General features: G+C 50.0%; 17 protein-coding genes. 11 read left to right on the forward strand and 6 right to left on the reverse strand.

What is annotated here, in order from left to right:
- Nucleotides 1-278 precede the first annotated feature (278 nt).
- The gene (locus J4G02_10230; protein MCE2394950.1) at nucleotides 279-1,427 is read left to right on the forward strand and encodes a zinc-binding dehydrogenase; all 1,149 of its coding nucleotides are present in this window, start codon (nucleotides 279-281) and stop codon (nucleotides 1,425-1,427) included.
- A gap of 26 nt (nucleotides 1,428-1,453) precedes the next feature.
- Here J4G02_10230 and J4G02_10235 read toward each other — a convergent pair whose 3' ends face one another.
- Both J4G02_10235 and J4G02_10240 read right to left on the reverse strand, forming a co-directional pair.
- Nucleotides 1,454-2,281: a phytanoyl-CoA dioxygenase family protein gene (locus J4G02_10235; protein MCE2394951.1), complete on the reverse strand. Its 828-nt coding sequence runs from the start codon at nucleotides 2,279-2,281 to the stop codon at nucleotides 1,454-1,456.
- A gap of 210 nt (nucleotides 2,282-2,491) precedes the next feature.
- Nucleotides 2,492-2,776, reverse strand: coding sequence for a nucleotide pyrophosphohydrolase (locus tag J4G02_10240; GenBank protein ID MCE2394952.1), 285 nt, complete (start codon nucleotides 2,774-2,776; stop codon nucleotides 2,492-2,494).
- Nucleotides 2,777-3,316: 540 nt separating this feature from the next.
- On the opposite strand from J4G02_10240, the gene J4G02_10245 reads away from it, so the two are divergent.
- Nucleotides 3,317-4,129: a phytanoyl-CoA dioxygenase family protein gene (locus J4G02_10245; protein ID MCE2394953.1), complete on the forward strand. Its 813-nt coding sequence runs from the start codon at nucleotides 3,317-3,319 to the stop codon at nucleotides 4,127-4,129.
- 92 nt (nucleotides 4,130-4,221) lie between these two features.
- Here the strand turns inward: J4G02_10245 and J4G02_10250 are convergent, their stop codons facing one another.
- The 3 genes from J4G02_10250 to J4G02_10260 all read right to left on the reverse strand — a co-directional run bounded on the left by J4G02_10250 (nucleotide 4,222) and on the right by J4G02_10260 (nucleotide 5,459).
- Nucleotides 4,222-4,752 (reverse strand): hypothetical protein, encoded by a 531-nt coding sequence (locus J4G02_10250; GenBank protein ID MCE2394954.1) that lies wholly within the window; start codon nucleotides 4,750-4,752, stop codon nucleotides 4,222-4,224.
- Nucleotides 4,753-4,794: 42 nt separating this feature from the next.
- Nucleotides 4,795-5,157 carry a hypothetical protein gene (locus J4G02_10255; GenBank protein ID MCE2394955.1) on the reverse strand — a complete coding sequence of 121 codons (363 nt, stop codon included), beginning with the start codon at nucleotides 5,155-5,157 and terminating at the stop codon, nucleotides 4,795-4,797.
- 161 nt (nucleotides 5,158-5,318) lie between these two features.
- Complete coding sequence (locus J4G02_10260) at nucleotides 5,319-5,459, reverse strand: hypothetical protein (GenBank protein MCE2394956.1); 141 nt, start codon at nucleotides 5,457-5,459, stop codon at nucleotides 5,319-5,321.
- 434 nt (nucleotides 5,460-5,893) lie between these two features.
- Between J4G02_10260 and J4G02_10265 the strand changes: the two genes are divergently transcribed.
- From J4G02_10265 to J4G02_10290, 6 genes are all read left to right on the forward strand, one after another.
- Nucleotides 5,894-6,256, forward strand: a complete 363-nt coding sequence (locus J4G02_10265; GenBank protein MCE2394957.1) for a hypothetical protein — start codon at nucleotides 5,894-5,896, stop codon at nucleotides 6,254-6,256.
- A gap of 176 nt (nucleotides 6,257-6,432) precedes the next feature.
- A complete protein-coding gene (locus tag J4G02_10270; GenBank protein ID MCE2394958.1) occupies nucleotides 6,433-7,368 on the forward strand; it encodes a DUF4862 family protein in 936 nt (311 codons plus the stop codon).
- Nucleotides 7,368-8,222: a Cof-type HAD-IIB family hydrolase gene (locus tag J4G02_10275; GenBank protein MCE2394959.1), complete on the forward strand. Its 855-nt coding sequence runs from the start codon at nucleotides 7,368-7,370 to the stop codon at nucleotides 8,220-8,222. Before J4G02_10270 ends, J4G02_10275 begins: the two co-directional genes overlap by 1 nt.
- A 50-nt stretch (nucleotides 8,223-8,272) precedes the next feature.
- Nucleotides 8,273-9,721: a sulfatase-like hydrolase/transferase gene (locus J4G02_10280; GenBank protein ID MCE2394960.1), complete on the forward strand. Its 1,449-nt coding sequence runs from the start codon at nucleotides 8,273-8,275 to the stop codon at nucleotides 9,719-9,721.
- A gap of 252 nt (nucleotides 9,722-9,973) precedes the next feature.
- Nucleotides 9,974-10,873 (forward strand): GNAT family N-acetyltransferase, encoded by a 900-nt coding sequence (locus J4G02_10285; protein MCE2394961.1) that lies wholly within the window; start codon nucleotides 9,974-9,976, stop codon nucleotides 10,871-10,873.
- A 509-nt stretch (nucleotides 10,874-11,382) separates the two neighbouring features.
- Entirely contained in the window at nucleotides 11,383-12,318 is a 936-nt protein-coding gene (locus tag J4G02_10290; protein MCE2394962.1) for an aminoglycoside phosphotransferase family protein, read from the forward strand.
- Nucleotides 12,319-12,321: 3 nt separating this feature from the next.
- Here J4G02_10290 and J4G02_10295 read toward each other — a convergent pair whose 3' ends face one another.
- Nucleotides 12,322-14,454, reverse strand: coding sequence for a M28 family metallopeptidase (locus J4G02_10295; protein MCE2394963.1), 2,133 nt, complete (start codon nucleotides 14,452-14,454; stop codon nucleotides 12,322-12,324).
- A gap of 236 nt (nucleotides 14,455-14,690) precedes the next feature.
- Here J4G02_10295 and J4G02_10300 point away from each other — a divergent pair, with 236 nt between their 5' ends.
- From J4G02_10300 to sppA, 3 genes are all read left to right on the forward strand, one after another.
- Entirely contained in the window at nucleotides 14,691-15,329 is a 639-nt protein-coding gene (locus J4G02_10300) for a tetratricopeptide repeat protein (GenBank protein ID MCE2394964.1), read from the forward strand.
- A gap of 17 nt (nucleotides 15,330-15,346) precedes the next feature.
- Nucleotides 15,347-16,123: an SDR family oxidoreductase gene (locus J4G02_10305; protein MCE2394965.1), complete on the forward strand. Its 777-nt coding sequence runs from the start codon at nucleotides 15,347-15,349 to the stop codon at nucleotides 16,121-16,123.
- Nucleotides 16,124-16,260: 137 nt separating this feature from the next.
- Complete coding sequence (gene sppA / locus J4G02_10310; GenBank protein ID MCE2394966.1) at nucleotides 16,261-18,609, forward strand: signal peptide peptidase SppA; 2,349 nt, start codon at nucleotides 16,261-16,263, stop codon at nucleotides 18,607-18,609.
- Nucleotides 18,610-18,785: the final 176 nt, after the last annotated feature.

Genomic DNA, 18,785 nt, shown 5'->3' on the forward strand with positions numbered 1-18,785 from the left:
ACCAATGAACTCCCCGATAAATCGGGATCCAAAGCGACTTGAACAATGTGGAAAAGACCTTCTCATTAAACTAGCACCAAAGGTTTATAGTGAATTCTAAAAATAAGTAGACATTTACCAATAACCCCGACCTTCGTGCAATCTCAAAAGTCCCCCTGATAAGCGGTACATCCCGATAAAATCGGGGGTCGGATTTAGGGGGTTGGTTGTGCATTTGGAGTGTCTCATTAATTCTAAGGTCCACTATCGTATTAACATCTCATAAATTGGAGTTTCCTATGCAAACAGTGCGTGTAGCAACCTTCGATGGTCCCGGAGCTGCACCTCAGATCCAGACCGTGCCCCGACCAAATGTGCCCGACAAAGCGGCACTGATCCAAGTCGGTGCTTGTGGGGTATGCGGCACCGACCTACATATCCTCAAGGGGCATTGGCCCAAGCCCCTCCCTTGGCCCTTTACACTGGGACATGAATTGGCTGGCGTTATTGTCGAAAAGGGCCCCGCCTTGGAAGTCGATTTTATGGGAAACCCATTGGAAGTTGGCAGCAAGATCATGCTACCGCCGCTGATGCCTTGCGGGGAATGTTACTATTGCGCCCACTACCCAGAGCACGCCAATCGCTGTCTCAACCCGACCTACTACGGCCGTTATCTACCGTTTGACAAGCCGCCGCATCTCTGGGGCGGATGGGCGGAGATGGTCTATGTTGACTTAGAGATGTTGCCCGCCACGAAAATCTATCGCCTGCCGGACGACATGTCGTTGATGCTGGGGGCGTTGACCGAACCTCTAGCCTGCTGTATCCGGGCACTTAACCGCGCCGCATCAATCAACGGTTTCCGGTTCGGCGATACCGTCGTCATCCAAGGCTCCGGTCCGATCGGGGTATTAATGATTACCGCCGCTAAAGAGATGGGTGCGGGTCGTGTCATCATGGTGGGAGCACCTGAGAATCCGCGACTCGCACTATGCCGCGAGTTTGGCGTAGAGGCTACTGTGTCAATAGAGGAATATCAGACAGCAGAATCGCGGATTGACGCTGTCCGCGAGATTGTCGGCGGTTTTGGTGCAGATCTGGTAATTGATTGCAGCGGTCACCCCTCAGCAGGTCCAGAGGGGATCGAAATGCTTCGGGACGGGGGAACCTATCTAGAGATGGGACAATTCACCGACGCGGGTTCCATCGAAACGAACTGGCACCGCATCTGTATCAAGGACATAAAATTAGTGGGAAGTTGGGGGATTACCGCTAACGACCTCCCCGCGGGGATTGACATGCTAGATCGAGCCCGCGACCGCTATCCCTGGCCTCGGATGCAAACAGAGTTTCCCTTTACGGAAGCAGGAGTCGCGGAGGCTGTGCAGAGCGCGTTAGACATGCGTTGCGTCAAAGCCACGATCTTGCCGAATGCGGATATCGACTAAGCCCACCAAATTGGGAAATGTTCTGCTTACGATTCATTTCCGAGCATGACTTCCACCTGATCCGGCGGTGAATAGAAGTAAGAGCCAGCCTTCCACTCGCCAATGTCCCCAATCAACCGTCGCTGCCGCGGCGTACACCGCTCCAACAGTTCGGGCGATGCCTTTTCAAAATCAAACGCCCGCATGCATTGGTGGACGTAGCAATAAATCAAGGTTTTGCGAGGTTTGTCCGATCTATTCGCAACGAAACCGTGCCACATCGCATGAGGAAAAATCGCCACGTCACCCGCCTCCACACAGAGCTGCACCGCTTCGGGGATATACGGTCCCTCCTCAAATCCTCCATCTGGAAAGGGACGATTATGACCGCCGGGGACGAGCGTGAAGTTCCCCATATCCGGTTCCGGTAGATCGGTCAGAAAATATTGGAGCTTGATCTGGAACGGTAGACTACTGTCACTCACCCGTATCTGGCGCATCGCTTGACCGCCATCTGTGTGCAGAAGTCCCTTCCCCTCCGGATCGGTCGGACGCACCAACACCTCGGACATACTCAAGTGTATGTAAGGACTCATCAACTCAAGCACGATCGGAAACGTCACGGGATGATCCATCAGACCGACAAAGATGTCGTTATCCTCCATAACATTTCGCCGATCCAGTCCTGCGTCCGGCTTCACATCCGGCTGCTGTAGATGTTCCTCGTACATCTGGTCGACCACAGCAGTCAGGTTTTCGATCTCCTCTGAAGACAGGATACCTTTCAGAACGAGATATCCATCTTCCTTCCACTGTTTCTTCTGTTTATCGGTTAAGACACTTTCTTGTCCCTCAATTAATGGAGCCGTGTCCATGTTGACCTCCTTGAAAGATCTCTAAAAATATACTAGGACTTACGCAGCGGATTCATAAGTCCCCCTGAGTTGCCAAAGTCCCCCTGACAAGGGGGATTTAGGGGGTTGGGGGATCTAAGTCAAAAATCTGCCCCCGTGTGCTAAGTTTGCATAAGTCCTGCGCATGTTGACTCAAACATCCAAAGAAATTACACATCATTGCCAATTCATTTAACAACTGCAGGGCGTAGATTCACACTTAGGACAGCCATCGGCGTAAATTTGTGCGGCTTCGGTGAGATCGACACCGAGCAAACTAGCCAGCGTTGATAGCCACGCAAATACATCAGCAAACTCAGCGCGGAGCCGTTCTATATCCCGTTGCTCACGTCGAATCTCTTTGGCAAGTTCGCCAACCTCCTCAGTGAACCAAACAAATGTGCCCTCTACACCGCGTTCAGCATCTTGATTATAGTAGATTCGCTCTATAAGGTTTTGAAATTCTTGAATAGTCATCACGGATTTCCAAAAATACACTTCCGATTTAATTTCGCATCGTGTATACTGTGGCACGGAGTTAAAATATAGTAAACACGAGAAATAAGGGGACATTTACCAATAACTGCGAGCCGCTCGAATTTTCTGAAGTCCCCCTGACAAGGTCAGTAATTCTAAAATCTACTATAAATAGGACTTACGCAGCCAACTGTAAGAAGGTATTTGGTTTCCCCGCCCATTTGTGCCCAAAACTTAGAATAGATTGTAGGTCGAGATTCACATCTCGACAAAACTTACGCAGCCAACGGTAGACGGGGCATCTTGTCCCGCCCATTTGTGCCAAAAGCTTAGAGTTGATTGTAGGTCGAGATTCACATCTCGACAAAACACTCCGGACTATCGCGCTATGTTCTAGGTATTTATTGATTTTGGAAAATCGACCTACAGAAATGATACAATTCATACGGGGATTCGGGTCTATTGGTTTGAATATGCTGGCTACTAGCAACTTGCGTTAAAATAAAAAAATCTCTATCAAAAAAAGAGGTAATAAGAATTATGGCAAACGACAGCACATGGCCCCATCTCAAGCGAGATTTAAGATTCTATCCATCGAAATGCAAGAGGCCCCACCGGCTTTCCCAAGAACAGATCGCGTCTTACAATCAAAACGGCTACATGAAAGGGTTTCGCATCTTCAATGATGAGGAAACCGCTGCAAACCGACAATATCTTGATAGGTTACTCGCGAATCTTGAACCCGATAAAAACAGCTACTCAATCAACGGCTATCACAAACACTGCCAAGGTCTCTATGACCTCGTCGTGAATCCAATCATCTTGGAATACGTTCAAGATCTGCTCGGACCGAATTTTGTCTGCTGGGGAACACACTATTTCTGCAAGATGCCCGGCGATGGAAAAACGGTCTCATGGCATCAAGATGCACATTACTGGCCCCTAACCCCCTCAAAAACTGTCACTGTATGGCTCGCCATCGACGATGCGGATATCGAAAATGCCTGTATGCAGTTTATCCCCGGATCCCATCGCCGCGGCGAGTTAAAACACCACGCCAGCGATCCCGCTGAGGACAATGTACTATACCGAACCGCCGAAGCCACAGAAATTCGCGCTGAACCCGTTCATGTTGAGTTGAAAGCTGGTGAAATCTCCCTGCATTCTGACCTGCTGCTGCACGGTTCACCGCGCAACGACTCCGATCGTCGCCGTTGTGGACTGACAATGCGCTACGCTTCGACGGATGTAATCGCGCACGAAGGCTGGAATAAGAGCAGCATCCTCTGTTGTGGCGTAGATGCCGACGGAAATTGGGCGAACCTGCCACGCCCCGCAAAGGAAGTTGTATGAAAGCCCTGCACCCTCCATTCGCTAGCAGCACCCTAGCCGGGGATAGCCCATTACAAGTTAGAGGAACGGCAGCCAGTTGTTGAGCGTCTTTTTCATACTCGTCGTGTATTTCCCTCCTTCGGTGGAGACCACGTAGTCTGTCTCGCTTCGTTTGAATCACCGTAGAATCCGATTCCCTCCCCCGATGATTTATCGAAGACTCCTAACCGATTGCGATGCACAGAGACTTCAACCTCAAATGATCTTTTCCCCGCCGAGTCGTCGATAAAGAGGTAGTTGGCATATTTATCAGCCCCTAAGCCGATGGCATGTTTGTCTGCTTTATCGTAGATACGGAGAAGGTTTTTATCTTCACCAGCCATTAAGCCCACACCGATGTTTCCCGATTTCTTGACCCATACACCATTCCCACTTTTTTGGGATTCTAAGGAAACACCTGATTTTCCATCTTTATCACGGATGGAGATACCTGCTCCATCTTCAAAAACTGTTAGGTAGATTTTTGCTTCATCTGCCTTATCAACTACCTTAATCCCTCGACAGGTGATTGTGTTAAAAACTCTATCGTGCTGAGCGACCAGTGGCGTTGTTAGGGTAGCTACCACGCCCATCCCGATAAGCATGATTACTGCACCTAAACCGATATAACCGAGCTTTTTTATAGTTCATAATTCCCTCCGCTCATGGTGTGTTAAGTGGTCGATGTGGTTCTGGTTAAGTTGTCGGAGGGCAGCTTCTATATCAGATAGCCGGGTATTGCTTTCGGCTTGCATATCAGATAGCCGGGTATTTGTTTCTGCCTGCATATCGGATAACCGCTTATCTATCCTATCCTCGATCCGTTCTAGGGCGTGCAAGAACGTCTCGCCTTGCTCTTTGAGTGCTTGCTTAAAATCGTCCCCTTGCTTTTCCAACCGTTCGGTGGTTTTGTTCAAACGTGCAAGGATAGCGATGGTTTGTCCGATAATGGTTGCAATGGCAAGCGCAGCGATAGTCAGATGTTTAGGGCTCCAGTCTGTAAATTGCATTGTGTCTGTTAGTGGCTCGGCATCCGTAAGCCTTACGGCTAATAGGCGTCCGAATCTCTAACAGTCCTCCTTTCCGTTAATTCTCCCGGTGTCGAGTTTTCAAGCGTGACGTAGGTTCTAAGCCTTTTCACGCTTCTTTATCCGCTTGCGTTCCCGCTCTTTTAGACGGGGCAGATTATCTCAACGCACTCACGGACAATCTCATTGATGGTCATTTCATATTGCTCAGCGAGTTGGGATAGCCGTCCGTGAATTCGTGGCTGAAACCCGACAGTGACTTGGATCTTCTCCCTTCCGTTCATAGCTGGATATTTGTCCTTTCTGCTACACAGGTGTTAACGATAATATTATACAACAGATTGCAATGTATCGCAATGCAAAAAGGGCTTGAAGGGTCGCCTATATTGTGCTACGATAGACTTCAATAATCGCAATTAGCGAACACTATCGCCCCTTGCCATGTCCCCGGCGGGCGATAGAAACGCAGGGGACTAGCGGCTATGAGTCGTAAGCAACTGTATAACCACTTAGAAAGGCAGAAAATGATTTTAGATAATCGAATGAAATTGCTTGCAATTCCCCAACTGAAAATTGGCGAGACGCAATTTTGTACTGGGCGGAACAGTATGAACAAACAGTAAGCCGTGCGGCATAGGAACGTGAAAAGAGTTATTAGCACTCAGACCAACCGTGCGCCGAGACAAGCACCTTACCAAAGTCCAGCTGGGAAACACTTGTGCATTGGAAATTACGTACGAAACTTGGATATATCCGACAAACCTGTGAAGATTATATCGTCAAAAAGACATCAGCAGCTTTTAGAACTACGGATATTCATCGGAGCATAGACCATCTGTCAGAATTGCACGGCATTGGGCTAAGCGTTGGTTCAGCAATCCTGCATCTTTTCCATGAAGCGGACTTCCCAATCTTTGATCAGCATGCGTTGCGTGTCGCCGGTGAAGAATCTGATGAACGTCTTTGGCAAAGCTATGTAGTTTATTGTCGGAACGTTGCCAAAGCCACCAATGTATCTATTAGGGCGAGCGTTGACCCAGCAGGAGATGTTACGATTAGAGAGGCTATCGGCTTGAGATAGCGAAATAGCCGACCCCACCGGCTTAGAACATGCTACATTTTTGAAGGATCTCCGAATCCCGACACCTCACTCAATGATCCTAGATCTGAGCAAAAAAACTTGACAAAAAAGCGGGAGTCTGTTACGATTTTTTCCCTTCCCAACATGATCCACCCCTACTATGAAAGGACATCAGAATGATTACCGAAAAAGTTCTAGGCGCCTATACCATCGTTGGTACGCTTTCGCCAACCGAACAAGCGGATTGGTATCGTAAAGCGGTGGAAGAGTGGAATATCAACACCTTTGAAGTTCCAATTTTAGCGGGCGTACCGGTAGTGCCAGAGGTCGTTGATGTACTCACCGAACTGTCCGCTTCAATAGTGGCAACCTTTGTAGCGCAGTGGGCAACCGCTGGGCAGAAGAACCCAGCGTACGGTCTCTCTTCACTGGACGAATCGGCTCGTCAAACAGCGCTAGTGGATGCCTGCTCATCCTTGCAGCAATGTATGACGTTATCCGAGGCTGGTATCCGTGTCCGTAATGTCTTCGTCCACACCGGCGGACGCTCCGGGGAAACCCTGCCGCACGCCATTGCATTCCATAAGAGTTTAACCCATTTGCACCAACTGGCTGCATCTATCCTACCGGACACCACGCTATCAGTAGAAGTAACGGACTGGCTTCCTTCTGACCATCCGATACCGTTCCCTTCAGCCAAAAAGGCTTCATTGACGCTATCCGATCTTATCCAAATCCTATCCTTCGTAAACCGAGAGAGCGTATCAGGGAATCCCATCGCGCTCATGGTGAACTGGGGGCGCCTGCTAGTCAACGGCGACGTGCCACTATCAGGGGTACACCAGATTCTGGAATCGGACGTGCCGCTATCGGGCGTGATTTTGTCGGGTGCCGGTCCCTCTGCGGATGGATTCACGGACTCTCACAATTCGCACCTCGATCCCCAAAGCGGATTTACTGAAGAAGATGCTATGTCTTGCGCTTCTGTGCTAGCATCAAGTTCTCAACCCATATTCCTCGGCACGAAATGTAGTACCGCCAAAGGTGACGAAGAGTTGTCAGTTGCAACAGTATTACAGGCGCAGGCAGAGTTGCTTAACAAGGCGAATTAATGATGACAAAATATAAACTGATTGCCTTGGACATTGACGGCACACTCGCCGATTCGGACGGAAGGATTACGGAGCGTACAAAGGAGGTTGTACATCGCGTCGCCCAAACGGGCGCAACCATTGTCGTTGCAACCGGACGACGTTTCATCACGGCAAAACCGAGGGTTTTACAACTTGAGTTTCCAGAGGTGTTGTTAGCGGCACACAACGGTGCAATCCTCAAACGTCTCAACGGCGAACTGCTGCACCATCAATTGCTGCCCTGTGTCGTTGCGAAACAGGTCGTCCAGATCGCGAAGGAACTCGGACTCCGGCCCGTCGTTTTTGAAGGCACGCAGGATTCAGCCAATATCTTTGTTGAGGAATACGGCGATCAACTTGATGCTTGGGAGCGTGGCTATCTTGAGGAAAATAAAGCCCACCTGAAATGGGTCGATAATCTGGCAACCGACCTGCCGGGCGACGTGATTGAAGTTATCTCTGTTGTTCCCGCAGAGAAGGCGCATGAGGTCGCTGAAATTTTTCAGACGCGCTTAGATGGACAAGTCAAACCAATCCTTGTAATCATCAATAATGGACGGCACGCTTTTCTCGGTCTCTCACACGCAACAGTTGGCAAGGATCTGCCGTTACGTTACCTTGCCGAACAGATGGAGATACAGCCGTCGGAAATCCTCGCAATTGGCGACAACTATAACGATCTGGATATGTTGCAATTCGCCGGAACGGGGGTGGTTATGGAGAATGCAGACGAAGCACTTAAACAACACGGATTCTACGTGACCTCCTCAAATGATACGGACGGCGTCGCAGCAGCTCTGGAGCAGTTCGTGTTGGCAGGAGATGCTGTTTGATGAAAACTCTCCATCCCCCCGAAGGTGCATCTTCAAATTGAGGTCTTGACATGACAACTCCTCCAAATATTCTGCTGATTATGTCGGATCAGCATAGTCCACACTTCCTTGGTTGTGCCGGGAGTGAGATCGTGCGAACCCCAACACTCGACAGGTTGGCGGCGCATGGGGTTCGCTTTGCCAATAATCATTGCGCCAACCCCCTCTGCGTGCCTTCACGGATGACATTCTTGACGAGTCGGCATAGCTCGGATATCCGTGTCTGGACCAATCGTTGCCGCCTCCAATCCGACATACCCACTTTCGTCCATCACCTTGTCAACGCTGGATATGAAACGACCTTGTGCGGACGTATGCACTTTAACGGTCCCGACCAACGGCACGGTTTTGAACGACGGATTATCGGAGACATCAGTCCCCAACTGGGACATATTCCCACCTACACCGCCGGTCAAACCGCCGCCGGTGTCAAGGTTGCGGGTCCTGGACGTACTGCCTACACCCGCTATGATGAAGATGTCACGCAGGTTGCCTGCCAATTTCTTGAATCATTAGACAAAAATCCAGGCGATCGTCCCTTTTTCATGACGGTTGGATATGTGCTGCCGCACTGTCCGTTCATTGCACCGAAACGGCTTTTCGACGAGTATCTTGAGAGAATTGATGTGCCACAACTACCTCAAGGCTATCACGATTCGCTCCACCCATTCATGAAATCGTGGCGAGAACACCGTGGAGTTGATGAACTGACAGACGAGCAGGTGCGAATCGCCCGTGCAGCGTACTACGGTCTGGTAACATTCATGGATGAACTGATTGGAAAGATGCTATCCACGTTAGCGGACACCCGTTTCGGCGAGAACACACTGATTATCTACACCTCTGATCACGGTGAAATGGCAGGCGAGCATCGGATGTGGTGGAAGTCGAGTTTCTATCAAGACTCCGTCGGTGTACCGCTCATCTTTGCGTTGCCCGGACAGTTTGCCGAAGATCAGACAGTCGCTGAGGTGACTAGCCTGCTTGATATTGGACCGACGCTTGTTGACCTCGCAGGGGGCAAACCGATGTTCGGGGTACGTGGGCGCAGCCTCAAAGGATTTTTGGTTGGCGATGGAAGCGTTCCCAATTGGCACAATACAGCATTTGCAGAGTTGGGTGGTCTCCAAAACGATCCCCCGGCTCGGATGATTCGCCGTGGGAGTTGGAAACTGAACTATTATCACGGGTATGATCAGCCCCAACTGTTCAATCTCGAAACCGACCCCGGTGAATGGAACGACCTTGCCGATGATGCCGCTTATTCGGAGATTCGAGATGAACTGTTTGCCGAAGTCAAAGCGGATTGGTCTGGTGAAACGGTGTTACACACACTCGAAACAACTCAAAATGACTACCAGGTCCTTGAAGAATTTGGTAAGAATGCCAACTTTTCCACCGAAGATGCGCCCGATCTCTGGACAGCTCCCGACGATTGTAACGTCTTTCCTGAAATTTAGCCCACAAGTCTGTATAGGATAGGAGTTAGCAATTCAGTTTGTAGTAGCGCGTTCGTTGCACGCTACCACGGGCGATAAATCGCTTAACCACAAACCTACGGATCGACTGTAGTTGCCCGATTCATCGGGCGTATCGGGGCATAAGCATAATCTATACCCATCGTAGGCGGGGCATCTTGCCCCGCATCAGCATTGAAGCATTGAACTACAAAATCTCAACGTTCAACTGCGTAAGTCCTATAGGAAAACCTTATGCCACACTTTGTCGAACTTCAACCACAGCATCTTGATGAACTGGCTGCTTTTTGTAACCGTAACTTTGAATTTCATTCAGGTCAGTTTGAGGCGGGGATTCTGCACAAGCGGATTTTCGACGACCAGGATTATTTGCCCGACCACGGGTTTCTCCTACGTAATAACGGAAAAACAATCGGCTTCATGGTTGGTGTGTTGCGCGGGAATGAGGGATGCCTGAAACTCTTTGCTGTGGATCGGGAACATCGTAGATTAGGGCTTGGGAGCATGATGTTAGCGGAGATAGAAGAACTTTTTCGGTCAGGTGGTGCAGAGCGAGTGCGTATCCTGAATTGCTCACCGTACTATTTCACCCCCGGTTTGGATCCTCGCTATACCGAAGCATTCTGCTTTCTTCAGTCGCATGGCTACACCGCTGAACGTTACGTGCACAATATGGAGGTAGACCTTACAGTAAATGATTTTGACACGGCACAGGCGGAGTCGAAGCTCGCAAAAAGAGGCTTCAAAATAAGACGGCTGGAGCACGAAGAGGAACAGACATTTTACGAGTGGATGTTGGGGACTTGGAGCCAAAACTGGACAACGGAAGCGTGCAATTCGCTGAAAAGTACGCCAGTGACAACATTTATAGCCCTCGATTCAGATGGCAACATCTGCGGTTTCGCCACCTACGATGTCACAATGTTTCGCGGCGGGTTCGGTCCCACAGGGGTAGAAGAACGGTTACGCGGCTTAGGAATCGGGAAAGTCCTTTTTCTTCGCTGTCTCCAAGATATGAAAGCCCGTGGCTATCCGCGTTGTGAGATTGCGTGGGTTGGACCCATCTCGTTTTACGCACACACCGCAGGCGCAAGGATCTGCGCGACGTTTATGCAGGGAAGTAAGGTGTTGTAGGAAGCAATTACACTATTGGTTCATATAAACCAATGGTGCTAGTTTGCAGCTATTAATAACGTGAAACGTGATGCGTGAGACGTAAAAATCATTGATTCATCGGTTCATTTAGCCCCAGCGGGGCGACATGTGTATCCGACGGGGGCACGTAAAAAGAATGAATGAACCAACCAACTAATGAACCAATGAACTCCCGATAAATCGGGATTTTCAACTTGAACCATGTGGAAACGACTTTCTTACTAAACTAGCACCAAAGGTTATTATCTTCAACATGCCCAGATCTCTAATTTCTACGCGACTCAGATGACTTTCGATCGCCGCCAGCGTGATTTTTTGAAGTTCTTCCTAGAGCAGGGGTTAGATATAGAAAATAGGGCTTAATTAGCACTATTGCGCCGTTCTATAGTTAAGGCTTAAGTACGTAAGACAAAAAGGAAACATTGAATTGAACGCTCTAGATCTGTTAAAAATTTCACCGACCAACTTGCCTACTATGTGAAGTACACATGTCCACTAGCAAGATGCATATCGACGAGGTGGATACCGACGTATCGCTGGTCGCCCGGTTGCTCATCACACAATTTCCGCAGTGGGCGAATCTGCCCATTGAGCCGGTCCATTCCGCCGGCACAGGCAATGCGCTCTATCGGCTTGGTCATGACATGGTCGTGCGACTACCCCGCATCCCCTCGGCTGTTGGGCAAGTGGATAAGGAGCAGGAATGGCTTCCTAGACTGGCTCCGCTTTTACCGCTGAACATCCCGGTTCCACTTGCGAAGGGTAAACCTAGCGAAGGCTACCCGTGGCATTGGTCTGTCTATCGGTGGCTCGAAGGTGAAGACGCGACTACCGCGCCCATCACTGATCCACGCCAAGCAGCGACTGATTTGGCTCAGTTCATAACTGTACTACAGGGGGTTGAGGCTACCGGCGGTCCACCGCCGGGGCAACACAACTTTTACCGCGGCGTCCCGCTAGCAATGCGAGATCAGCAGACTCGCGACGCAATCGCAGCCCTACATGATGTGATCGATACTGACGAAGTGACCGCAGTGTGGGACGCAGCCATCGAAACCCCAGCGTGGAACGGGGCACCCACCTGGGTACATGGAGACCTGCACGCTGGAAATCTGCTCGTCCAACAAGGTAGGCTTACTGGCGTTATCGATTTTGGGGGACTAGGCGTGGGCGATCCAGCATGTGACGTGATGGCTGCATGGGTGTTCCTGTCTTCCGAGAACAGGGCAATATTCCGTGCGGTGCTACAGGTTGATGACACAACTTGGGCGCGAGGTCGTGGCTGGGCGTTGTCTTTCGGGTTGATTGCCCTCCCTTACTATCAGGCTACCAACCCTGTACTGGCTGGAATCGCCCAACGTGCAATCAATGAAACTCTCACCGATTATAAGGAGGGCGTATTTTCACGATTAGACCCTGCTTAAAGATCACAAGTTATCGCTTACATCAGCAATCTGCTTTAGCGCCTCAATCATCTGTTGAAACACATCTGCCAGACGATCTACCTCGATTGATGCCTGTTCTTCATTGTTCATTTCAAGCGCGTCCTGAATCCCCGGAAAAATGGTTGCAGCATATCCACTGTTGAGCCCAGGTGCATAAGCCAAATGCTTAAACCACGGACGCAATGGCAATCCAGATTCTGAGGTTAATATTTGCTCTAAGTCCTGTAAACGGCGATTTATCGCTGTAGTTTCGACCAACTCCTCATTTTGCAGTTGAGTGGCAAGGGTGCGGTGAAGATCTTCCGCAATTCTTGCCCACTCCCTGAGTAATGCCCGGAGACGTTCCGGCCTATCCTTTGTAATAGTGCTATGTTTATTTTCGTTTTGTAGGGCTTTTAGATGGCTTAGGAGCTCGTCAGCGTACGCTGCGTAGTCGAATGGCAGAATATCTGCATCCGCAAGACGTAACGCTATAATCCCCCAAATCTGTGTCATTGCCACGTGATACCGAAACGTTGGGTCGCCAAAACGCTCCATCCAATAGAAGGTGTCCTGCATAGCGTGGTAGACACCGTAGGGACCGTAAAATCCCATGCTGATGGCTGGTATGCCCAGATGTCCAATAAAGGGGGAGTGGTCTGACCCGCTGCCGAGATTGCCGACCCGTGGGACATGGTTTTCTTGATGTTGCCTCCACGCTTCGTAAACTGTTTGATGAGTATGCGGATCCATAACGGTTTGTGCGACCTCCTTTACTAGCAGCTTGAGTGAGGGCACGGCACTCGCATAAAACTCCATCCCTGTTGTCGCAATATCGACATTCAAATACGCAATCGCTTTCCGCTGAAGTTCAGTTTTCAAATCTTCCGCCCACTCGGCGGATCCAACGATGCCGAACTCCTCCGCATCCCAACTTGCAAAGACAATGGTACGTTTGGGGCGATGCCCTTCCTTTGCGAGTTGTCCCAGACAACGTGCAACCTCTAAAAGACTAGCAGTACCACTACTCGGATCGGCAGCACCGTAAACCCAAGCATCATGATGATTGCCGAGGATCACCCACTGATCCGGGTTTTCTGTCCCCTTCAGTTTTGCAATCACATTGTAGATTGGGCGATTCTTATGTTCACTGCGAACTTTAAGGTGAACTTTTGCGAGTCCCGGCCCAATGTGATATGCGAAAGGCAACCCCCCCTGCCAGCCTCTAGGAACGTTTGGCCCTGCCAGGGCCCTGAGCAACGGTTCTGCATCCCGATACGCCAACGGCGCGACAGGAATTTGCGGGAGATCCGTCGCCTCTGTAATTGGGATACGATGTGCATCCTTGGTCGATGCCCAGCCCGGTGTCAGTGGATCGCCGGCATGCTGAAAAATATACTTCACTGTCCCTCGCTGAATCGCATCGGCCGATCGCCAGGGACCACGTGGGTAAACGTCGCCTTTCATGTATCCATCGTCTGCCGGATCCGAATAGATAATCAAACCAACGGCGCCCTGTTCCCCTGCGATCTTCGCCTTGACTCCTCGATAGCTACCCCCATACCTTGCGATAGCGATTTTGCCTTCCACCGAAATCCCCATCTCTGCTAATTTCCGATAATCGTCGGGCAAACCTCGGTTGACATAAATTAGATCGGCGGTCACATCACCGTCCGGCGAATAAGCATTATAGCCTGCTACAATATTCGTTTCGTAGGAATCCTTATCCCACTCCCAGCTTTCCTCTTTTCCAACTGCGAGATAATGCGTCGGTGCAATCATCTCGACACGAACTTCGATTGGGTACGGTAGATAGACCTCGTATTCGTAGATCTGCGCGTCCAATCCGTATTCCTGATACTTATCATGGAGATATTGTGCAATTTTATAACTATTCTCCGTCCCGGCAAGGTGAGGTTCTTCTGTTAAATACCGCAATTCCCGCCGACATATTTCGGAAGAGGTAAGCTGCTTGAACGCCTCTTCATATTTTTTTTGTACAATTGAATTCGCACGAGTAAAACCACGAAGGGTCGTTGACGTTTGAGCAAATAGTGGAAAAGCAATGATCGTAAAATAGAGTATAAAGCGGAGTTGCAACCAAATTTGACGATCATCTTTTGTTCGCCGAATCATTAAGATGGTACCTTTCTATAGATTAAGTGAGCCTCCCTCACCCAGAATGGTTGAGGAATTAAGCTTTACGCAATGATAGCATAGCTCGGTCTGTTTGTCACTGAAATTTGTAAAACCCCATATTGCTCCGATGAGTTATTGGTGAACCGCAACAAAAGCGGTTGACAATTCAATCTGCGGAATGCTATTCTACCCCTAGTAGGTATTGGAGATTCATGCCCACGATGAAGGAACGAATGAAAAAATCGGTTTCACTTTACACGTTTTGTATTTTCGGTCCTCCAGCGACTCATTGGATCGGTCTAACCTTAGCCCTCTGTATGATGGTCTTTGGCTGTTCAGATGATCCCGAAACTGATATCGCGGTTGTGGAGCAGAGACAGAGGGACGGCTGGGCAGCCTACGATAAAGGGGACTTTTCCGCTGCACTTCTACATTTTGAGCGTGTAATTGAACTCGATGGAACCCGGGCGGACGCCCACAACGGCATGGGCTGGGCACACCTCAGTATCGCACATGCGCCCGGCGCGACTCCAGACGTTCTGGCGAAGGCGCAAAGGGCATTTGAGGCTGCCATCCGCTCAGATACCTCCAGCGCGGATGCGTGGATTGGGTTAGCCAATACGCTATTTCTCCGCCGTGAAAGTGCCTCCGATTTTCAGATCGCGCTCCGTGCCATTGACAACGCATTACAAGGGGACCATCGAACCCTCTTTCGACATGATTATCAGTCTGTCGCAGATCTCCAGGCGCTCAGGGCTGCCTGCTACTACTACCTTGGTCAAATAAACCTTGCTAGATCGACGGTTGAACGCGCACTTCAAACAGAACCATCAAACACGGCTGCATTATCACTTCAAAACCTGCTGAAATAACCCAGGGAGAACTCAATATGTTATTGGAAGGTAAAAAAGCGCTCATTACTGGTTCGCGACGCGGCATTGGGCGAGGAATCGCCCTCGCCTTAGCGCAGAACGGTTGCGATATTGGACTCAACGATATTGAACACGACGGATCCGCAGATCGGACGATTGCGCTTATCCGTGAAACCGGACGCAGATGCACGTTTACGGTTGCAGACATCAGTAACAGCGATTCGGTGAACACCTTATTCGACGAATTCCTCGCGGAACACGGCCGGATTGATATTTTGGTAAATAATCCCTACTGGTCAGAGAATACGCCGTTTCTTGAGATCAGCGAGGAGGTTTGGGATCGGACGATGGCAGTGAGTTTGAAGGGGTACTTCCTGTGCAGCCAACGGGCTGCAAAAGAGATGATCGATCAAAAATCAGATGGGCGAATTGTCAGCATCTCATCCATACATTCTGTGCGCGTCTGGGAAGAAGACACCGCCTACGGTGTTGCAAAGGCGGGTGTGATTCGCTTGATGATGAGCATCGCCCGCGATTTGGCAGGCACCGGCATCACAGCGAATGCGATTGCACCGGGTTGGATCGATAGCCGCGAGCTGCCCCCGGAGCAAGAACATGAACGAGCGCAAGGCGATGTTGGCGGCGACGCTTTGGCGTCAATTCCGAGTCGTCGAATCGGTGTGCCAAACGACATCGCGCAGGCAGCAGTTTTTCTCTGTTCACCAATGGGAGATTACGTCAACGGCACCTGTCTGACGGTGGACGGCGGATTTCTCGCACACGGTAACACCTAAACCGCGGGGATTAACCACACTCTCGGTCAATATGAGAAGTCGACTGCACTGTTGTGGCACCCCACTGTACTTAAACCCTTTTTAAGGCTGAAGCTGATTAAGTCCGAAAGCGTATTCGTTTAACAAGGAATAATGATTTGAATAAAACACACCTATTTTTCGCCGCCATCCTTTCAGTTCTGATTAACTGCCAGCTCGCTACTGCGGATTCACCTAAAGTCAGCGCACCCCTGCCTTCTAACTCTGTTGCTATTAGCGACGACGCACTCGCTACTTTTTTTAATCCCGCCGGTCTAGGTGCTGGGGGACGAGGGTTTAATCTCCATTATCTGCGTGCTGCCGAAAGCGATTTCGGGGTTGATGACGCCCTGTTCATTTCGGCGGCAAAGGCGGGGTTTGGGATGGAGTTTGCCACCGGCGAAGATGGGGTTGATTTTAATCGATATACCCTCTCTAGTGGCAGCAACATCGGTCCTTCGCTTTATTGGGGAACCGGTTATAGTTGGGTGAATTCCGAGGAGGACAACTACGACAAACTTACATCATGGTCATTGGGCTTGATGTTGCGCCGACGATACCTATCAGCCGGCATCGTTGCCCGAGACCTGAACCGTCCCCGTTTTCATGCAGAAAAACTGGGTAGAACCTACGACTTCGGGGTGGCAATTCGACCCAGTACGTCCCGTCTAACCCTCTCAGTTGATGCCCGAAAAATCGAAAAGGTCAAGGGAGTGGATTTTAACCTTGCCGTTGAGGTGCGCCCCTTGCGTTGGATAACATTGCGCGGCAGCGTGAACGACGATACCAGCTTTGACATCCGCTTTGCGATCAACTTCCGGCAGTTTGGGCTGGGAATCTATAATCGTTTCGACGAAAATCAGGAGTATCAACGAACCGTGGGATATATGTCCATTTCTCAAGCGCTTCATACAACCCGACACATACGCCGCAGGGCGTTCCTAGATGTGCAAATGAGTCAGATTGAAAAAACTCTCAAAGTTGCCAAAAGAGATCGAGAAATCGTAGGGGCGTTGGTCAAGATCGGAGGCAGTCGCTACGGTATCGGACGCTTGCAGGAGATGCGTGATGCCATCTTGGACTTTAAGGAGAGCGGCAAGAAGGTCGTCGGCTATATGACCACCTGTTCGACAGGTAATTATCTGCTTGCATCGGTCTGCGATCGGATCGTACTGCACCCGTCCGGCGAAGTGCGTTTGATTGGATTGCGCTCAGAGATTGCGTTCTACAAAGGGGTACTCGACAAACTCGGTATACGGGCGGATCTGGAGCATATCGGCGAGTACAAATCGGCGTCGGACGCCTTCACACGGGAAGAGATGTCGGAAGCACACCGTGAAGTACAAAACGCAATCCTTGATGATCTATACGATCAGTTGACGCAGTCGATTGCGGATAAGCGGAGTTGGACCCAAGATGATGTAAAGCGCCTGATTGATCAGGGACCCTTTACAGCGAAACAAGCGTTAGCGCACGGTATTGTCGATCAGCTGGCATATCGTGATCAACTCAGAAGCATAGCGAATGATCTCACAGGAAAGGATTGCCGTTTAGTCAAGGCAAACCAGTATCTGGGTATCATCGAATATGAACATGACTGGGAAGTCCCTCTGCCAAAAATCGCAATTATTGAGGCAGAAGGGATGATGATGACGGGTGACAGTTTTACGGATCCGTTCACGGGAACCAAAACAATGGGATCCACCACCATCACGCGTGCCATCCGAAATGTGCGTAAAGATTCATCAGTCAAGGCAGTCGTGTTACGTATTGATAGCGTCGGAGGATTGGTCGTCGCTGCCGACACGATCTGGCGTGAGTTGATACGGCTCAAAGACGTTAAGCCGTTGGTCGTTTCCATGGGTGATGTCGCCGGATCTGGCGGATACTACATCGCTGTGCCGGCGGACGTTATCGTCGCCGAACCGGGCACCATCACCGGCTCGATTGGTGTCGTCTCCGGCAAATATAGCCTCAAGGGACTTTACGACAAAATTGGACTGCACAAAGAAGTTCTCAAACGCGGGAAACACGCCGATTTTTACTCGGACTACGGCGATTATCCTGCCGAAGAGCGCAAAATTATTCAGGCACAGATTAAAGAGATTTATGAGGACTTTATCGGTAAGGTAGCAGACGGTCGTGGGATGACAAAAGAAGCAGTCAATGAAATCGGAAAGGGGCGAATCTGGACAGGTAAACAGGCGAAGGAGATCGGACTGGTTGACGAGTTAGGTGGATTAAACCTCGCACTCTCAATTGCCCGAAAAAAAGCGGGGCTAGCCCGAAAAAAAGTGCAGCTCATTCGATTGCCGCAGCAAGGAGTGTGGGAACAGTGGTTGGAGGCTTTGCACACAATTCGGTTAAACCATTCCCGGGTGAACTGGAAACTGCCCACGCTTGCGGAAGCCGTCATGGAACACCGGAACTTTTTGGTAATGCCGTATACTGTGCAGATCAACGATTGATGAGGAAACAACCCACAGCATATCTTCTGTTTCTGATTTACGTTTTGATGACTGAATCAGTTGACGAGCCTGTGGCCCACCTCATGTCGGTTTCATTATTTTGACATACTCCCCGCCCTAAAGGACGAGTATTCTTTCGTCCTTTAGGAACGGTAATTGCGCTATCAACAAGGACA

Source organism: Candidatus Poribacteria bacterium, from assembly GCA_021295755.1.
GTDB lineage: Bacteria > Poribacteria > WGA-4E > WGA-4E > PCPOR2b > PCPOR2b.

What these genes read in the sequence shown, in the direction of transcription:
- J4G02_10240 (MCE2394952.1), bottom strand. Translation starts at nt 2,776, where the DNA reads ATGACTATTCAAGAATTTCAAAACCTTATAGAGCGAATCTACTATAAT.
- J4G02_10290 (MCE2394962.1), top strand. Translation starts at nt 11,383, where the DNA reads ATGTCCACTAGCAAGATGCATATCGACGAGGTGGATACCGACGTATCG.
- J4G02_10245 (MCE2394953.1), top strand. Translation starts at nt 3,317, where the DNA reads ATGGCAAACGACAGCACATGGCCCCATCTCAAGCGAGATTTAAGATTC.
- J4G02_10280 (MCE2394960.1), top strand. Translation starts at nt 8,273, where the DNA reads ATGACAACTCCTCCAAATATTCTGCTGATTATGTCGGATCAGCATAGT.
- J4G02_10295 (MCE2394963.1), bottom strand. Translation starts at nt 14,454, where the DNA reads ATGATTCGGCGAACAAAAGATGATCGTCAAATTTGGTTGCAACTCCGC.
- J4G02_10255 (MCE2394955.1), bottom strand. Translation starts at nt 5,157, where the DNA reads ATGCAATTTACAGACTGGAGCCCTAAACATCTGACTATCGCTGCGCTT.
- J4G02_10300 (MCE2394964.1), top strand. Translation starts at nt 14,691, where the DNA reads ATGAAAAAATCGGTTTCACTTTACACGTTTTGTATTTTCGGTCCTCCA.
- J4G02_10230 (MCE2394950.1), top strand. Translation starts at nt 279, where the DNA reads ATGCAAACAGTGCGTGTAGCAACCTTCGATGGTCCCGGAGCTGCACCT.
- J4G02_10285 (MCE2394961.1), top strand. Translation starts at nt 9,974, where the DNA reads ATGCCACACTTTGTCGAACTTCAACCACAGCATCTTGATGAACTGGCT.
- J4G02_10235 (MCE2394951.1), bottom strand. Translation starts at nt 2,281, where the DNA reads ATGGACACGGCTCCATTAATTGAGGGACAAGAAAGTGTCTTAACCGAT.
- J4G02_10260 (MCE2394956.1), bottom strand. Translation starts at nt 5,459, where the DNA reads ATGAACGGAAGGGAGAAGATCCAAGTCACTGTCGGGTTTCAGCCACGA.
- J4G02_10305 (MCE2394965.1), top strand. Translation starts at nt 15,347, where the DNA reads ATGTTATTGGAAGGTAAAAAAGCGCTCATTACTGGTTCGCGACGCGGC.
- J4G02_10270 (MCE2394958.1), top strand. Translation starts at nt 6,433, where the DNA reads ATGATTACCGAAAAAGTTCTAGGCGCCTATACCATCGTTGGTACGCTT.
- J4G02_10275 (MCE2394959.1), top strand. Translation starts at nt 7,368, where the DNA reads ATGATGACAAAATATAAACTGATTGCCTTGGACATTGACGGCACACTC.
- J4G02_10250 (MCE2394954.1), bottom strand. Translation starts at nt 4,752, where the DNA reads ATGCTTATCGGGATGGGCGTGGTAGCTACCCTAACAACGCCACTGGTC.